Origin of the sequence: Pseudomonas sp. UBA6562 (genome assembly GCF_002434265.1) — a bacterium.
Lineage (GTDB): Bacteria > Pseudomonadota > Gammaproteobacteria > Pseudomonadales > Pseudomonadaceae > Aquipseudomonas.
Genome location: NZ_DJJS01000007.1, coordinates 394,248 through 410,699, shown reverse-complemented (window position 1 = coordinate 410,699; position 16,452 = coordinate 394,248). Strand labels below are relative to the sequence as shown.

At 65.0% G+C, this 16,452-nt stretch carries 17 protein-coding genes; 6 read left to right on the top strand and 11 right to left on the bottom strand.

All coding sequences use genetic code 11. The features are described from left to right. Nucleotides 1–92: 92 nt before the first annotated feature. From B4M43_RS14075 to B4M43_RS14035, 9 genes are all read right to left on the bottom strand, one after another. Nucleotides 93–761, bottom strand: a complete 669-nt coding sequence (locus B4M43_RS14075; RefSeq protein WP_296268047.1) for a hypothetical protein — start codon at nucleotides 759–761, stop codon at nucleotides 93–95. 344 nt (nucleotides 762–1,105) lie between these two features. After that, nucleotides 1,106–1,516, bottom strand: coding sequence for a DUF3597 domain-containing protein (locus B4M43_RS14070; RefSeq protein WP_296268046.1), 411 nt, complete (start codon nucleotides 1,514–1,516; stop codon nucleotides 1,106–1,108). Nucleotides 1,517–1,649: 133 nt separating this feature from the next. Then, on the bottom strand, nucleotides 1,650–1,994 hold the full coding sequence (locus tag B4M43_RS14065; protein ID WP_296268045.1) for a DUF7079 family protein: 345 nt from the start codon (nucleotides 1,992–1,994) through the stop codon (nucleotides 1,650–1,652). A gap of 43 nt (nucleotides 1,995–2,037) precedes the next feature. Next, nucleotides 2,038–2,274 carry a hypothetical protein gene (locus B4M43_RS14060; protein ID WP_296268044.1) on the bottom strand — a complete coding sequence of 79 codons (237 nt, stop codon included), beginning with the start codon at nucleotides 2,272–2,274 and terminating at the stop codon, nucleotides 2,038–2,040. A 243-nt stretch (nucleotides 2,275–2,517) separates the two neighbouring features. Then, complete coding sequence (locus tag B4M43_RS14055) at nucleotides 2,518–2,847, bottom strand: hypothetical protein (RefSeq protein ID WP_296268043.1); 330 nt, start codon at nucleotides 2,845–2,847, stop codon at nucleotides 2,518–2,520. Between the two features lie 74 nt (nucleotides 2,848–2,921). Beyond that, a complete protein-coding gene (locus B4M43_RS14050; protein ID WP_296268042.1) occupies nucleotides 2,922–3,248 on the bottom strand; it encodes a hypothetical protein in 327 nt (108 codons plus the stop codon). 149 nt (nucleotides 3,249–3,397) lie between these two features. Next, nucleotides 3,398–5,482 (bottom strand): hybrid sensor histidine kinase/response regulator, encoded by a 2,085-nt coding sequence (locus B4M43_RS14045; protein WP_296268041.1) that lies wholly within the window; start codon nucleotides 5,480–5,482, stop codon nucleotides 3,398–3,400. A 144-nt stretch (nucleotides 5,483–5,626) separates the two neighbouring features. Next, nucleotides 5,627–5,767, bottom strand: a complete 141-nt coding sequence (locus B4M43_RS14040) for a hypothetical protein (protein WP_296268040.1) — start codon at nucleotides 5,765–5,767, stop codon at nucleotides 5,627–5,629. Between the two features lie 216 nt (nucleotides 5,768–5,983). Next, on the bottom strand, nucleotides 5,984–6,382 hold the full coding sequence (locus tag B4M43_RS14035; protein ID WP_296268039.1) for an NUDIX domain-containing protein: 399 nt from the start codon (nucleotides 6,380–6,382) through the stop codon (nucleotides 5,984–5,986). 231 nt (nucleotides 6,383–6,613) lie between these two features. On the opposite strand from B4M43_RS14035, the gene B4M43_RS14030 reads away from it, so the two are divergent. From B4M43_RS14030 to B4M43_RS14010, 5 genes are all read left to right on the top strand, one after another. Then, a complete protein-coding gene (locus B4M43_RS14030) occupies nucleotides 6,614–7,093 on the top strand; it encodes a hypothetical protein (protein WP_296268038.1) in 480 nt (159 codons plus the stop codon). A gap of 116 nt (nucleotides 7,094–7,209) precedes the next feature. Continuing rightward, complete coding sequence (locus B4M43_RS14025; RefSeq protein ID WP_296268037.1) at nucleotides 7,210–8,223, top strand: ABC transporter substrate-binding protein; 1,014 nt, start codon at nucleotides 7,210–7,212, stop codon at nucleotides 8,221–8,223. Then, on the top strand, nucleotides 8,220–9,089 hold the full coding sequence (locus B4M43_RS14020; protein WP_296268036.1) for an ABC transporter permease: 870 nt from the start codon (nucleotides 8,220–8,222) through the stop codon (nucleotides 9,087–9,089). The genes B4M43_RS14025 and B4M43_RS14020 overlap by 4 nt, the downstream gene beginning before the upstream one ends. A gap of 298 nt (nucleotides 9,090–9,387) precedes the next feature. Then, on the top strand, nucleotides 9,388–10,248 hold the full coding sequence (locus tag B4M43_RS14015; protein WP_296268035.1) for a CAP domain-containing protein: 861 nt from the start codon (nucleotides 9,388–9,390) through the stop codon (nucleotides 10,246–10,248). Nucleotides 10,249–10,354: 106 nt separating this feature from the next. Then, nucleotides 10,355–12,790, top strand: coding sequence for a glucose/quinate/shikimate family membrane-bound PQQ-dependent dehydrogenase (locus B4M43_RS14010; protein WP_296268034.1), 2,436 nt, complete (start codon nucleotides 10,355–10,357; stop codon nucleotides 12,788–12,790). Between the two features lie 251 nt (nucleotides 12,791–13,041). Here the strand turns inward: B4M43_RS14010 and B4M43_RS14005 are convergent, their stop codons facing one another. Both B4M43_RS14005 and B4M43_RS14000 read right to left on the bottom strand, forming a co-directional pair. Beyond that, complete coding sequence (locus tag B4M43_RS14005) at nucleotides 13,042–13,227, bottom strand: metallothionein (protein ID WP_296268033.1); 186 nt, start codon at nucleotides 13,225–13,227, stop codon at nucleotides 13,042–13,044. 44 nt (nucleotides 13,228–13,271) lie between these two features. Then, the gene (locus B4M43_RS14000; RefSeq protein ID WP_296268032.1) at nucleotides 13,272–13,736 is read right to left on the bottom strand and encodes a phosphotransferase system, HPr-related protein; all 465 of its coding nucleotides are present in this window, start codon (nucleotides 13,734–13,736) and stop codon (nucleotides 13,272–13,274) included. Nucleotides 13,737–13,895: 159 nt separating this feature from the next. Between B4M43_RS14000 and ligD the strand changes: the two genes are divergently transcribed. After that, nucleotides 13,896–16,445 carry a DNA ligase D gene (gene ligD / locus B4M43_RS13995; RefSeq protein WP_296268031.1) on the top strand — a complete coding sequence of 850 codons (2,550 nt, stop codon included), beginning with the start codon at nucleotides 13,896–13,898 and terminating at the stop codon, nucleotides 16,443–16,445. The last annotated feature ends 7 nt before the right edge of the window (nucleotides 16,446–16,452 follow it).

Here is a 16,452-nt window from a genome sequence, read left to right as displayed (position 1 = left end):
GGCCGGCAGTGTGTCATACAACGCTGCCGTGCGGACCTGCAGGATCACGTTTGGCCCGTGCGGTGGGCTGTATTAGCGAGCCGCGAACTGCATCAGGCTTGCCACACGTTGAGCCCCTGCTTGCCCTGGCCCAGGATCACTCGCTGCTGGCACCAATCCACCAACACCACGCCATAACGCGCATTGAGCGCGCAGAACGCCTTCACGAGGCACTGGTGGTCGGCATGCTCGCCCAGCGAAGCGCCCAGTACGGCGATGCCGGCAGCGTTGGTGTAGCCATACAAGGTGACCTCATTGCCGATAGGCACGCTGAAGCCGCCGGCCAGGCAGCCCAGCACGGTTTCACTGGTGCAGATCAGCGGCGTCGGCTCGGGAGTGGCGCCCAGCGCGGCGACCAACTCGGCTTCGGCCGCCACGCCCGGAATGACGATGCCGTCGCTCAGCACCCGCGGGTAGGCCTGGCGCCAGCCCGAGGCTTCGCGGTGGGTGGCCTCGAAGGTTTTGAAGTCGCGCAACAGGCGCTGGCTTTCCGGCAACTGGGCGGCAGGCAGAAACTCCAGCTGGCGCCAGTCGTCTTCATGCAGGACCAAACCATGCCGTGGCGGCGCATCGGTCAGTGGCTCCACCACGGGCGCGTCGTCGGCCAGCGTCGGCAGCGTGAAGAGGATTTCGCCCGGCTCCACCAACACCGGCCCCGGTGCGTCAGGGTTGGCCGGATCATGGCCGAACAGGCCACGCAAGGCGTCATAGATCTTGTTCATGCAGGCGCGCTCCTTCTACGCTTGCCCCCGGATCGGCCGGGGTATTGCCGGTGTTCGTCGGCGGTGTGAGGGCTGGGTGCGGTCGTGCCTGAAGTACAGCAGGTCATGGGTGCGCAGCCGCGTGATGGCCGTGGGGCATGGCTATTCGATATTCGATCGACATCAATGCTCGGACGTGAGTTGTACACGGAAAGTTCGGCGTATAAGAAGTTTGCTGGGACGGGCCGCTGGACGGCGTGGGAGGTGGGTCTATTTGCGGAGGCTCGGGGGGCACTCGACCCGATTGCGGAGGGTGGACTTCACCAGCAGGGGCCGCAGCCCCTCGCTGGTGAATCTGCAAAGGCTCAATCCAGCAGATCGGCCGGTACTTTGCCGCCGTTTTCGGCCAGTTTCTTCATGACCTGGGCGTGCAGCCAGGTGTTCATGGCGGCGGAATCGTCGGTCGAGCCGGTGTAGTGCAGTTCGGTGGCCAGCTCTTTACGCGAAGCCAGGCTGCTGTCCAGACCCAGCAGTTTGAGCAGATCGACGATCGAGGTACGCCAGTTCAGCTGTTGGGCGCCGGACAGCGAATCCAGATGCTGGGCGACGTCGACCTGGCTCATGCCGGCCGGTGCGGCGCCGGAGGTCTGTGGAGCACCGGCAGTGCCGGTCGTTGGCGCGGTGCCGGTGTTTTGCGGTGCAGGCGCGGCATCGGCGGACGGTGCAGCGTGCGAACCCAAACCGAGTTTTTCCAGGATGGAACGGAACAAGCTCATGTCATTCTCCTTGATTCAAGCTGCCAGCCCTTGGTGAGCGATGGCTACCAAAGAATGACCTTCCGTCCTGCGGCAAAGTTTGATCGGATTTGTACCGATGCGCGATTGAGAGGTGCTGGATGAGCCAGGTCGGTCACTTCTTGCCCTCGACTCGATCCAGTACGCAGCGCCAGCAGCGTTCGATTTCCCGAGCCACTGCGGTATTGCGCGGGCGTCGGGATGAACCGTTGACGCGCAGGTGGGCCAGTAGCCAGGCATCGCTCCACCCTGCCCATTCGCCGGCTGGGCTATCGAGGTTGTGCCTGAGTACCGGATACACCTCCGCCCAGAGGATGCGTTCGACTTCCGCGTGAGCGTAGCCGCTGGCGCGAACGGTGCGGGCGATGCCGTCGAGGGTCGCTTCGCTGACTTCGCTGTCCAGAAACAGCTCGGACAAAGCCTGCCAAAGTTGCAGGCGCGTGGCGCCGACGTCGCTCATGCCAGGTCGGCTCGCGCCTCGTGCGAGGTACGGCTGGGCCGCCTCAGGCGCATGCCTCGCCGACCTCGATATGGCTCAGCCCCAACAGCTGCGCCTGGGCCATGATCTCTTGCGCAGTGGCGTCGGCTGCGGGGATCACCAGGCTGTTCTCGCTGTCGCCGAAGTGCAGCACGATCAGGTGCATCGCTGCTTCATGCGCGGCGAGGTGCGTTTGTTGCAGCTCCAAGCGATGGCTGTGAGGTTGGCCGGCCACACGATAGTCGAGGGTATAGAGGGGCATGGAAAGCGCTCCAAAAGTTGAAAGACGAAAGCGAACACCAAAATGCTGACCAATGAGTCAGTAATTAGTTCGTCAAGCTCGCCTCGAGCCTTCCACCGAGCGGCTTGAAGGTACCTACCAAGTGTCTTTCACTTACCTCCGATCGGAGGCTCCGATCCAGGCAATGTAGCCTTCAGGCCGGCGATACCGGCCATCGCGGCTAAAGCCGCTCCGACAAGAGCCCGGTACGGCGGCAGGTCGACGCTATGAAGGGTCGACGCCTTCGACTTCGTCGCTGAACCATCGCGCGTAAGGGCTATTGGCCACGCGCTTGCGGTTGTAGTCAGGGCTGCCGTCCTCCCACCACACCGGTCCACGCTCGCCCAGCGCCACCTTCGCGGCATCCACCGAAGCACGGGCGTTGCGCAGGGCTTCGGGATCTTCGCTGGTTTTCGCGGCCTTCACCGCACGGCGCGCAGTCATCAACGCCTTGACCAGGCGTTGGCGCTCTGCCTCGCTCAATCCAGGATTGGTGCAACGCCACAGCTGCCCCTTGACCACGAAATAACGCCCGTCGGGGGTGGTGGGATACATGTGCGGAGATTCCAGACAGGTAGGTGGCGAAATATGGACTGCGCTAGAAAACGACCTTTAGGCCAGGCCGGCCGTCAGGTCGGATCGGCAAGCGCTGCCAAGGCGCGGTCGGCGGCGTCCTGGAACACTTGGCGCAAGGCCTCGCCCTGGCTTTCGCTGATGACCTTGGCGACGATCAGGCCATGGGCGAAACCCAGCGCCAGGCTCTTGGCACAGAGCAGTTCGTCACGGTCTTCGACATCGGCGATGTCGCCCAGGTACAAGGCTGCCGGATGCTCGTAACGCTCGGCCAGGCTGAGTACGCGCAGGGCGTCGAGGGACTGGGTGAACTGAGCCGCTGCCGACCCACCCAGGCTCAAATGCTCGTACTGAAGCAGGCTCAGACGGTCTGTAACGGTCATGGTGAATCTCCCTTTCCTCGATGAGGTCGTTGTGCTATCGGCGCAGCTCGCATGCCGATCGGTGTAGGTGGCGAAGTGTGCATGAGGGTATCAGAACGGCACGCCGCCAGGGCGCTGCCGCGTAGGTTATTTCCAGGTGAATGGGTCGCTCAGCCAGGCGCGTCGTAAGGCTCCACGTTTTTGCCCAACAGCGTGTTGACGCCATTGAAGAAGCGCTCGAGTGCAAAGGGCTTGGTGAGCACGGCCATCGCCGTCTCCAGGGGCCGATCTTCGAGCACATGGGGCTGGGCGAAGCCGGTCATGAACAGCACCGGCAGCGCGGGCCGGCACAGGCGACCGGCGTCGGCCATCTGGCGACCGTCGAGGGTGCCCGGCAAGCCGATATCGGTCACCAGCAGGTCGATGTGCACGTCCGAGCGCAGCAATTGCAAACCGGATTGGCTGTCGGCAGCCTCCATGACGCGGTATCCGTGGCTGACCAGCAGTTCGCTGACGAACATGCGTACCGAAGGTTCGTCGTCGACCACCAACACCGTTTCGCCCTGGGCCGCCATGGCCTCGGGCAGGATCGGCAGTATCTCAGCGACGGGCGCGGCGGCCAAGGCCTGGCTCGGCAACTGCAGGTAGACGCGCGTACCCTCGCCTTCCACCGACTCGATGCGCACCTGACCGCCCGACTGCTTGGCGAAGCCGTAGATCATCGACAGGCCAAGGCCGGTGCCGGCGCCCACCGCCTTGGTGGTGAAGAAGGGCTCGAACGCCTTGGCCAGCACCTGCGGGCTCATACCGGTACCGTCGTCGGCCACACAGAGGGTGAAGTAGCGACCGGCGGCCAGTTCCGGGTCCAATCCAGGGCCGGCCTCGAGCCACTGGTCGTGTGTGCTGATGGTCATGCAACCTCCGCCTTTGAGCGCGTCACGGGCGTTGATGCAGAGGTTCAGCAGCGTGTTCTCCAACTGCGCCGGGTCGACCAGGCAAGTGACGGCGCTGGCGCTGAGGTCGACCTTGACCGTGATGGACGGGCCGACCGTGCGTCGCACCAGATCTTCCAGCCCGCGGATCAGCGCGTTGACGTCGGTGGGCACCGGCATCAGGTTCTGCCGCCGCGAGAAGGCCAGCAAGCGATGGGTCAGTGCCGCCGCGCGCTGCGCCGCGCCCTGGGCCACGCCCAGATAGCGCTCGGCATCGGCCAGACGGCCTTGGCCCAGGCGCAGCTTGATCAGGTCGAGGCTGCCGCTGATCCCCGCCAGCAAGTTGTTGAAGTCATGGGCGATGCCGCCGGTCAACTGGCCCACCGCTTCCATCTTCTGCGACTGGCGCAACGCGGCCTGGGCGGCCTCGCGCTCGGCCACGGCCTGGTCGACACGGGTTTCGAGTTCTCGATTGAGTTCTTGCAAGGCCGATTCCATGGTCTTGCGCGTGGTGACGTCCACGGATGAACCGATCAGCCCGATCACCACGCCCTGATCGTCGAACAACGGCGCCTTGTTCGACAGCCAGATGGCCTCGGTGCCGTCGGGCATGTTCACCCGTTCTTCGACCTCCTCGGGCCTGCCCTGGCGCATGATGCGCTGGTCGGTCGCCATGATCTGCCGCGCCTGTCGCTCGTCTTCGAGAAACTCCAGGTCGGTCTTGCCCAGATAGAAGCTCGGCGGCTTGCCGATCAACAGTGTGGTGCCGTGGTTGGCCACCAGCATGCGGCCCTGGCGATCCTTGGCGTAGACCACACCCGGCACGGCCGAAGTGAAGGTGTGCAGCATGGCCGTGACGCGATCGCGCTCGGCTTCGGCCGCGCGCCGTGCTTCGATGTCCAGCAGAACGCCGGGGAAACGCACTGCGTGCCCTTGCGCGTCGAGTTCGGCACGGCCGCTGCCTTCGGTCCAGTGGTACTGGCCATCGCTGCGCAACACGCGGTACTCACAGCGAAAGGCACCGCCATGTTGCATCGAAGCGTTCATCAAGGCGGTGACGTGATTACGGTCGCCGGGGTGGATCGAGGCGAAGGCTTCCTCCACGCAGATGCCAGCGGCGCAACGTTCCGGGCACAGCCCGAAAGCCTCGGCAAAGCGCTCGTCGGCGGTCAGACGGTCGTCGGGCACGCTCCAGACCCAGGTGCCGATGATCGCGCCGGCATCGAGTGCCAGCTGCAGACGCTCCTGCGCTTCGCTCGGGGCGTGCGGCTCGTGTTCATCGCGTTCGTGGGGATCGACGGGGGGCTTGTCGAAGAGGTCCATCGTTTGCCTCAGTCCTGACTCTGGACTGTCTGACCGTTTGCCGGCATGGGGGTTCATGCATGCGGTGGGGTTTGTGAACGCCAAGCTATCGAGGGCTTGGGGCGGCGTCTCTGGCGAGTACGCCGCGCGTTGCGACAAGCCGCGTCACCGCATCAGGATCGCGTGGGAAAACTCGATCGACGGCACGGCGACCAAGCTGCGCTGGCGGGTCAACCAGGCGCGCATCTTGGAGGAATCGAAGATCTGCCCTTCCTCCATCATTTGCAGGATGAGGGCTTGGGACATTCGGTAACAACCACAGTGCGAACAGCTTCTTTCCTCCCAACCGGAGGAACACTCGACGGACTCTGCCTGGCCAGCACAGATCAAACAGCTCATGGAACCCCCTTATTGTGTTGTTGGGGAAGGGAACGTGTGCGAATCAACTCACTATCGGTGCGACCCAGAGAGTGATGAGAAATTCGTGCCAAGGTAGCCGATTGGCTTAAACGATTCGCCTGCCTACAAAAAATCCACCAGCGCCGGCAGTTGCATCGACAGCAGCGCCATGGCGGCGGCGGTCAAGGGCGTACGCTGCAGCGCCTGCAATCCGACCCATTTGCACTCGGCTATCTCGTTGGCAGGCACAGGCTTGGTGCGCCCGTCGAATTGCGCGGTAAATACATGGTGGAGCGTACTGTCGGTGGCCACGCAACACAGTGCCAACAGGCCTTGGTCGCCCAGGCTGACTTCCTCTTCGAGTTCGCGTGCCGCAGCCTGCTCGGCGGTCTCACCCGGTTCGATCGCACCGCCAGGGAAATTCCACTTGCCGCCTTTTTTCTTCACCAACAGGACCTGTCGGCTACGCAGGCAGAGAATAGTGGCTCGCAGCCTGGCTTCACGTTGTTTCTTCAAGGCCATCCGGCATCCCCCTTGGCAATCGCCTGAATACAGGCCCGGGTCATGCGCGCCTGTGCGAGTGACATGCGCCAAGCGGCCTAAGTTCAACGCCTGAAGGCATACTGCCACTAACGCGCTCGAGCCGACGCGGGCTCCTGTCAGCACAAGACGACCGCCTTGGCGCTAAAGCATGAGTTGGCAATCCCGCGCCCAGCCATTATCGTTCAGCCATTTCGACCTGAGTGGCCCGCCATGAAGTGGTTCCCCCTGCTGTTGACGCTGTGCCTGTCCGCCCCTGCCCTTGCCGCCTCCGAACGCAATGCCGACGGCAGCGACGCGCGTGCGCCCTGGACGTTGCTCGATCAGCACGACACGCCCTATACCTTGGACGACACGACCCAGGTGCTGCTGGTGGCACGCAGCATGGCCAGTGCCAAGATGGTCAACGCGGCGCTTGGCGACGAACCTGGCGGTTACCTGGAAGCGCGCAAGGTGATCTACGTGGCCGATGTCGAGCGCATGCCTTCGGTGGCGAAGATGGTGATGGTGCCGGCGATGCGTTCGGCCAGCTACCGCATCGTGCTCGACCAGACCGGCGCGGTGGCCGGTCGCTACGGCGGCGACCGCGACACCGTGCAATGGGTGCAACTCGAAGGGGGGCAGATGGTGCAGCAACGCCGCTTCAGCGATGTCGAGCAATTGCGTACGGCGTTGGCGCAACTGCCGCACTGAAGCAGACCGGGCGCCGGACAAGTCGCCGGCCTGGCCGCAACGCCTACGCCGGGGCTTGTTGGGAAAGATGGCGGCTCGTCTACACTTGCCCTCACCTTTCCCCAGGACACCCCACCATGAAAACCCTTTCCACCTTGCTGGCCAGCCTTGCGCTGGGCCTGGGCCTGCTCGGGGCCGAGCGCGTCGCCGCCACACCCGCCGCGCCCATCCATTTCGGCGCCATCGGCTGGGAAAGCGGCGCGCTGACCACCGAGGTCCTGCGTCTGATCGCCGAGCTGGGCTATGGCTACAGCACCGACACCCTGCCCGGCAGCACGGTGAGCATGGAGGTGGCGCTGGCGCGCAACGACCTGCAGGTGATCGCCGAGGAATGGGCCGGCCGCAGCCCGGCGTGGGTCAAGGCCGAGCAGGCCGGTCAGGTGTTCGCGCTGGGCGACACGGTGAAGAACGCCGAAGAGGGCTGGTGGGTGCCGGCCTACGTGATCAAGGGCGATCCGGCCCGCGGTCTGCCCGCCCTCGCACCCGACCTGCGCAGCGTGACCGACCTCAAGCGCTACCCCCAGGTCTTCAAAGACCCTGAGCAGCCCGACAAAGGCCGCTTCCTCAACAGCCCCAGCGGCTGGACCTCGGAAACCGTCAACAGCCAGAAACTCAAGGCCTACGGCCTCGATGGCCAGTACAACAACTTCCGCAGCGGCTCGGGCGCCGCACTGGACGCCGAAGTGACCTCGGCCATCAAACTGGGTAAGCCGGTACTGTTCTATTATTGGAGCCCCACGCCGCTGATGGGCCGCTATGACCTGGTACGCCTGGAGGAGCCGCCCTACGATGCGGCCGCCTGGGCCACGCTGACCGATCCGCGCAACGCAACGCCCCGCGGCAGCCGCTCGCTGCCGGCCAAGCTGTCGATCGGTGTGTCGGCGGCCTTTCGCGAGCAGTACCCGGACCTGGTCGCGGTGTTCGAAAAGGTCGACCTGCCCATCGACGTGCTGAACAAGACACTGGCCGACATGAGCAGCACCCGCCAGCCTGCCCGTGAAGCCGCCAGGGCGTTCCTCAAGGCCCATCCGCAGGTGTGGAAAGCCTGGCTGCCCGCCGAACGCGCGGCAAGGGTCGAGGCCGCGCTGTGAGCGGTGGCTTTCCCGAAAGCTTGCAGTTCTCCTTCGCCGACGGCATCAACGCCTGGGTCGATTGGCTGGTGCTGCATTACGGCGAACCTCTGCGCAATGTGTCGAACCAACTGCTGGGTCTCCTGGTGGGGTTGGAAGACCTGTTGCGGATGATGCCCTGGTGGCTGCTGGTGGCCGTGGTCGGCGTTCTGGCCTGGCATGCCAACCGTAGCGTGTTGCGGGCGCTGGTGCTGATGGCGCTGGTGACCGGCATCGGCATGCTCGGCTTGTGGGACAAACTGTTGCAGACCTTGGCCCTGGTACTGGTGAGCACTGGGCTGTGCGTGCTGATCGGCGTGCCGCTGGGCGTGCTCCTGACCACCCGCGCGCTGGCGCGGCGGCTGCTGTTGCCGGTGTTGGACGTCATGCAGACCCTGCCGGCTTTCGTCTATCTGATTCCGGTGCTGATGCTGTTCGGCCTGGGCAAGGTGCCGGCGGTGTTCGCCACGCTGATCTACGCTTTGCCCCCGCTGGTGCGCCTGACCCATCTGGGCCTGGCCCAGATCGACCCGTCGCTGCTCAAGGCGGCGCGCGGGCTGGGGGCCAGCCGCTGGCAAGGCTTGCGCCGGGTCGCCTTGCCACTGGCCATGCCGAGCATCATGGCCGGGCTCAACCAATCGGTGATGATGGCCCTGTCGATGGTGGTCGTGGCCTCCATGATCGGCGCCCGTGGCTTGGGCGAAGACGTGCTGGCCGGCATTCAGACCCTCAACGTCGGTCAGGGGCTGCAAGCGGGCCTGGCCATCGTGGCGCTGGCCATGGTCATCGACCGCATCAGCCAGGGCTATGGCGGAGCACGTGGGCATGGCGAACGGCCACGCGCTTGATCCACGCTCGGCATTGAGGCGAAGACAGCCGCCTCGGGTCACGCTGGCGCATGGCGGCCGAGGCCGTGTGCAGCCGTGGCTGACTGCAGACCGATCCATCGTCATGCCGGGCCGTTCGCCCCTGCCATGTGTGCGTTGCGTCGCACTTTTGCCGGTAAGACCGGTCTACTGCCTCCTTTAGCCGCTTACCGGCGGTGCCTTCAGCTCGATGCACGGCGCAGGGCCAAACGCCCGGTGCTTGTGTAGGATGGCAGCGCGTCCCTGGGAAAGGGCCGCTGTCAGTCATAGGGAGATCACCATGCGCGTCCTCACCTCAGCGGCCTGTTGCGCCGCCCTGTCGCTCGGCCTGACCTTGTCGCCCCAGGCGCTGGCCGTCAGCGGCGAAGAAGCGCACCTGATCGACGCCATCAACCTTTGGCGCAGCCAGGCCCAGCCCTGTGGCGGCGAAGCCTCCCTCGAGCTGCCGCCACTCAACAGCGACACGCGCCTGGCGCTGTCCCCCGAGGGCACCCGCGACCTGCAACAGGCCATGAGCCGCGCGGCCTACCCGATGGTCAACGTACAGGCCATCAGCCTGTCCGGGCCGCGCGATGCCAATGCGGCGATGAACGTGATCAAGGAAAGCTTCTGCCAAGTGGTGCTCGACCCACAGTTCGTCGACATCGGCGTCAGCCAGGAGGGCCGCGATTGGCGCATCGTGCTGGCGCGCCCCCTGCTCAGCGGCCGACTCGGCGATTGGCAGGCCGAAGGGCAAAAGCTGCTGCAAGAGGTCAATGCCGCACGCAAGCTGCCGCGCCAGTGTGGCGGCCAGCCTTTCGCCGAAGCGCCGCCGCTGACCTGGAACGACGTGCTGGCAGGCGTGGCCGCCACCCATACCCGGGCCATGGCCAACCAGAACTTCTTCGACCACATCGACCGGGACGGCCGCACCCCTGGCGACCGCGCCGAGCTGGCCGGCTACCTGTATCAGCAGATCGGCGAGAACATCGCCGCCGGCCGCGACACGCCACGCAAGGTGGTCGATGGCTGGCTGGCCAGCCCTGGGCACTGCGCCACCCTGATGAACCCGGCTTTCCACGAACTGGGTGCCGCCTATGCCGTCGACCCGAAAAGCGACGCCGGGATCTATTGGACCGGGCTGTTCGGCACGCCGCAGTAGGCCGAATAGCCTGCGACAATTCGCCACCAAATATTATGTACCAACTTGTTAATTAGCTTGCTAAGCGCTTAGACTCTCGCCCATTCCACCTGCGAGAACTCTTGGCATGAAACCCACCTCGCGCCCTTCGGGCGTTTCCCTTCTGTTTCTGGTCGGCCTGGGCGTGGTCATCGCCCTGCTCGGCCTGCTCCTGGCCGCTGGCGGCATCAAACTGATCAGCCGTGGCGGTTCCTGGTACTTCCTGCTCGGCGGTGCGGCCATGGCCTTGGCCGGGGTGCTGATCGCCCTGCGCAAACCGCTCGGCGCCTGGCTGTTCGCCGCGTTTCTGGCCGCAACCGCTGTCTGGGCGGTGGCCGATGCGGGCCTAGCGTTCTGGCCGCTGTTCTCGCGGCTGTTCATGTTCGGCGCCATTGGTTTGGTGGTGGCGTTGGTCTACCCGCTGCTGGTGCGCGCCCATGGCGGTAACGCTGGGCGCGGCGCCTACGGCGTGGCGGGCGTCATGGCCGTGCTGCTTGCGGTGACCGTGGTCAACATGTTCGTCGCCCACCCCAGCGTCGCACCCACCGGCAACGGCCCCGGCCTGACCCCGGTCGGCCCCGCCACTGCGCAGAAGGACTGGGCCCACTACGGCAACACCGAAGGCGGCAGCCGCTTCGCCGCACTGGACCAGATCAACCGCGACACTGTCGCCAAACTCAAGGTGGCCTGGACCTACCACACCGGCGATGTGGCGATCAGCGACGGCAACGGTGCCGAAGACCAGCTCACCCCTCTGCAGATCGGCGACAAGGTGTTCATCTGCACGCCGCACAACAACCTGATCGCGCTCGATGCCGACACCGGCAATGAGTTGTGGAAAAACGCCATCAACGCCCAGTCCAAGGTCTGGCAGCGTTGCCGCGGCCTGGCCTATTTCGACGCCAGCGCGCCGTTGGCGCAGCCGACCCAACCCAACAGCACGCCCGTGGCAGCCGCCCAAGTGGCGCCTGGCGCCAATTGCCAGCGCCGCCTGCTGACCAACACCATCGACGGCCGCCTGATCGCCGTGGATGCCGATACCGGTGCGTTCTGCGAAGGCTTCGGCAACCACGGCCAGGTCAACCTGCTGGAAGGCCTGGGCAACGTTCCCGACTCCTACTACCAGCTGTCGTCGGCGCCGCTGATGGCCGGGACTACGGTAGTGGTCGGTGGACGTGTGGCCGACAACGTGCAGACCGACATGCCGGGCGGCGTGCTGCGCGGCTTCGACGTCATCACCGGGCAGATGCGCTGGGCCTTCGACCCTGGCAACCCCGAACGGCGCGAGGCACCTGAGGCCGGGCAGACCTACGTGCGCAGCACCCCCAACAGCTGGGCGCCGATGTCCTACGATCCGGCGATGAACACGGTATTCCTGCCGATGGGCTCGTCGTCGACCGACATCTATGGCGTCGAACGCACGCGCCTGGACCACACCTACGGCGCCTCGGTACTGGCGCTCGACGCCACCACCGGCAACCAGAAGTGGGTGTACCAGACCGTACACAACGACCTCTGGGACTTCGACCTGCCCATGCAGCCGAGCCTGATCGACTTCACCCGCGACGACGGCACCACCGTGCCTGCCGTGGTGATCGGCACCAAGGCCGGGCAGATCTACGTGCTCGACCGCGCCACCGGCCAGCCGCTGACCAAGGTCGAGGACGTGCCGGTCAAGCCCGGTAACATTCCCAATGAGCCCTATTCGCCGACTCAGCCCAAATCGGTAGGTATGCCGCAGATCGGCGCACAGACCCTCACCGAGTCGGACATGTGGGGCGCCACGCCCTATGACCAACTGCTGTGCCGCATCGACTTCAAGGGCATGCGCTACGACGGGTTGTACACCGCACCCGGTACCGACCGCTCGCTGAGCTTCCCGGGCTCGCTGGGTGGCATGAACTGGGGCAGTTTGTCGACCGACCCGGTGCATGGCTTCATCTTCGTCAACGACATGCGCCTGGGCCTATGGGTGCAGATGGTGCCGGCGCAGAAAAATACGCCCGCCTCGTCCGGCGGCGAAGCGCTGAACACCGGCATGGGCGCCGTACCGCTCAAGGGCACGCCGTATGCAGTGAACAAGAACCGCTTCCTGTCGATCGCCGGCATCCCTTGCCAAGCGCCGCCTTTCGGGACCCTGACCGCCATCGACATGAAGACCCGCCAGGTCGCATGGCAAGTGCCGGTCGGCACCGTAGAAGACACCGGCCCCTTGGGCATCCGCATGCACCTGCCGATCAACATCGGCCTGCCGACGCTGGGCGGCACCCTGTCGACCCAGGGCGGCCTGGTGTTCATCGCCGGGACTCAGGACTTCTATCTACGCGCGTACAACAGCGCCAACGGCGAGGAAATCTGGAAAGCCCGTCTGCCCGTGGGTAGCCAAGGCGGCCCGATGACCTACGTATCGCCCAAGACCGGCAAGCAATATGTGGTGGTCACCGCAGGCGGTGCGCGGCAGTCGACGGACCGTGGCGATTATGTGATCGCCTATGCGCTGCCGGAGGATGAGCACAAGCACTGAGGTTGGTGCGATTGCCAGGGCCGCTTTGCGGCCCATCGCGGCTGAAGCCGCTCCCACAGGATTACGCCTGTTTCTTCGGAGCGGCTCAAGCCGCGATGGGCCGCAAAGCTTTTCCGTAGGATTACATCTGTTTCGTGGGAGCGGCTTTAGCCGCGATGGGCCGCAAAGCGGCCCCAATGGGCAGTGGTTCAGGCTGAATGACCGGCATCAGTCATCAAGCCGCTATTACACGTCCGAATCGTTACCCACCATCAGCTGGAGCGTCGGTCGCCGCCGCTGGCGCTCTTGGCGCAGCCGCATTGGCCCATCTGACAGGCTTCGCCGTGGGCATGGCCACTGGCGCAAGCATCGCAGCAGTAGCGCTTGCCACCGCGCTCGACGGCATGGTTGTCGAGTTCGCAGTTGCAGTGCGGGCAGGCACAGGTCTGGCTGGTCATCGTACTTTCCTCCAAGGGTTGTGCGCGTGGCCGGTGGTCCGGTGTCACGCGTTATTCCGGTCGTCCGGAACTTCGTCGTCCGACCATGGCTTGCCATCCAGCGGATGGGTATGGGCCAGTTCGGCTTCGTCCTGGCCGTGGCCGGCACCGATTTGCTCGGCATCCACCTCGGTCAGATCCTGGTCGGCTGGGGTCGCGGCACTGCCCAGGTCGTGCTGGTCGAGCGCGCCGTCGTCAGGCAGCAGCGTCTCTGGGCTCATGTCGTCGTCGGTAACGCCATCTTCGTGCACGCCTTCGCTCAGCGCCTCGCCCCCGGTCATGCCGGCTTCGGCGGCACGCTCTTGCGGAAACTCCAGGTCGGCCTCGGCTTCGGGAAGCTCATCGCCGATGCGACCTTTGGGCGCGTCGTCATCCTCATTGAAATCGAGGGGGTGGACACTGCCGATACGGTCCTCGATGGTGTCGATCTCGGTCGGGGTGTATGCGCGCTTTTCGTCTGCTTGGGCCATGGGAGGCACTCCATCGAATTTAGTCCATACGGTCGACTGCGCCAGGGACCGAATGATTCAGTTTCTCGCACGCCCTACCCTCGTCCGTTTTATTGAACTCCCGTAACGTGGCCGTGCTCCCATCCAATGGACGTCCATTCCCTTACGGAGCCTATCGCCATGGCCAAGCCGTTGCAGGAATACCAGCGCAAGCGGAATTTCGCCGCCACGCCCGAACCTGCCGGCACCGGCCGCAAGACGCGCAAGGCCCATGCGTTGCAGTTCTGCATCCAGAAACACGATGCCAGCCACTTGCACTACGACTTCCGCCTGGAACTCGATGGCACCCTGAAAAGCTGGGCGATTCCCAAAGGTCCTTCGCTCGACCCCAAGCAGCGCCGCCTGGCCGTGCACGTGGAAGACCATCCGCTCGACTACGCCAGTTTCGAGGGCTCCATTCCCGAGGGCCACTACGGTGCAGGCGACGTCATCGTCTGGGACCGCGGCATTTGGGAGCCGGAAGGCGACGCCCGTGCGGCCTATGAGAAAGGCAAACTGCGTTTTCGTCTGCAAGGGGAAAAGCTGTCGGGTACCTGGAACCTGTTTCGCACGCACTTGGCGGGCAAGAAGGAGCAGTGGCTGTTGGTCAAGTCCAACGACGAGCAGGCGCGTAGCGAAGACGAGTACCGCATCGTCGAGGCGCTGCCCGACAGCGTGCTCAGCGATGCCGTGCTGCCGGGCCTAGGCGCTGACGCAAAGGCCGCTGCCACGTCCGACACCAAAGCTACGGCCACCAAAGCCGTGGCGAAGCCCGCCAAGCCCAGCCGACGCAAAGCGGCCTTGCCCGAGCAGATGAGCCCGCAGCTGGCGACCCTGGTGGACGAGCCCCCGTCTGGCGATTGGCGCTACGAAGTGAAGTTCGACGGCTATCGCCTGCTCGCGCGGATCGATGGCAAGGACATCCGCCTGTATACCCGCAACGGCCATGACTGGAGCGCCAAAATGCCGCGCCAGGTCGAGGCGCTGCGCAAGCTCAAACTCAAGTCGGGTTGGCTCGACGGCGAAGTGGTGGTCATCGACGAGGAAGGCGTGGCCGACTTCCAGGCGCTGCAAAACGCCTTCGACGAGAGCGACGACAGTGCGCTGACTTATTACCTGTTCGACGCACCCTGGCTCGACGGCCAGGACCTGCGCGATGCGCCACTGCACGAACGCCGCGCCATGCTGGCCGATGCGTTGCAAAGTAACGACTCAGATGCCCTGCGCTACTCCGAAGATTTCGAAGCGCCGGTCGATTCGTTGCTGGCGAGCGCCTGCCAGTTGCAGCTCGAAGGCCTGATCGGCAAACGTGCCGACAGCCCTTACCGCGAACAGCGCAGCCGCGACTGGATCAAACTCAAATGCCAGCAGCGTCAGGAATTCATCATCGTCGGCTATACCGACCCCAAAGGCAGTCGTCAGGGCCTGGGCGCCTTGCTGCTGGCGCTGCACGACGAACGAGGCCGGCTGCGTTATGCCGGCCGGGTCGGCACCGGTTTCAGCGCGCAGACCCTCGAACACCTGCACGATCGGCTGCAACCGTTACGGGCCGAGCCGCCCGTTCTGCTCAACCTTCCTGCCGGCGCGGCCGCCCGGGGCGTGCATTGGCTCAGCCCGACGTTGCTGGCCGAAGTCGCCTACACGCAGATGACCCGCGACGGCATCGTGCGCCATGCGGTATTTCATGGCCTGCGCGAAGACAAGCCCGCGCAAGGCATCGGCCATGAACAGGCCGAGCCAGCCGCAAGCGAAAAACGGCCCGGCAAGGCCGCTGCCAGTAGAACTGCGACTGCCGAACGCCGACTGAACTCCAACGGCGAGCTGCACCTGACCCATCCCGACCGCGTCATCGACCCCAGCACGGGCGTGACCAAGCGGCGCATCGCCGAGTATTACGCCCAAGTCGCCCCCTGGATCATGCCGCACCTGCAACGCCGTCCCGTGGCGCTGGTCCGTGCGCCGGAGGGGCTGGGCGGCGAGCTGTTCTTCCAGAAGCACGCCGCGCACCTCAAACTGCCGGACATCCGCACCTACACCAAAACCGAGGCCGGCCAGGCGGCGATGGTGCTCGGCAGCCCCACCGCCCTGTTGGGCGCGGTGCAGATGAATACCGTCGAGCTGCACACCTGGAACGCTATCGAGACGTCCTTCGACAAGCCCGACCGCTTCGTGCTCGACCTCGACCCCGACCCGGCCTTGCCGTGGAAGGCCATGATCGAAGCGACCCAGTTGACCTTGACCCTGCTCGACACCCTGGGGCTGAAGAGCTTCATCAAGACCAGCGGCGGCAAAGGCCTGCACCTGGTCGTGCCCCTGACCCGACGCGCTGGGTGGGATGAAGTCAAAGCCTTCACTCAAGCCATCGTCGAGCACCTGGCCGGATTGTTCCCTGACCGCCTGAGCGCGGTGGCCGGCCCCAAGAACCGGGTCGGCAAGATTTACATCGACTATCTGCGCAACGGCTTGGGCGCGACCACCGTGTGCGCCTATTCCCTGCGTGCCCGACCGGGCATGAGCGTGTCGGTGCCGATCGCCCGTGAAGAACTCTCGCATTTGAAGGGCGCCGACCAGTGGAACATCGACACGCTGCTCGAACGCCTGACCGACTTCGAAGACCCGTGGGCCGACTTCGCCAGCACGCGCCAATCGATCACCAAAGGCATGCGCCGGCAGTTGGGCGTGGAGCGATGACCGCTGC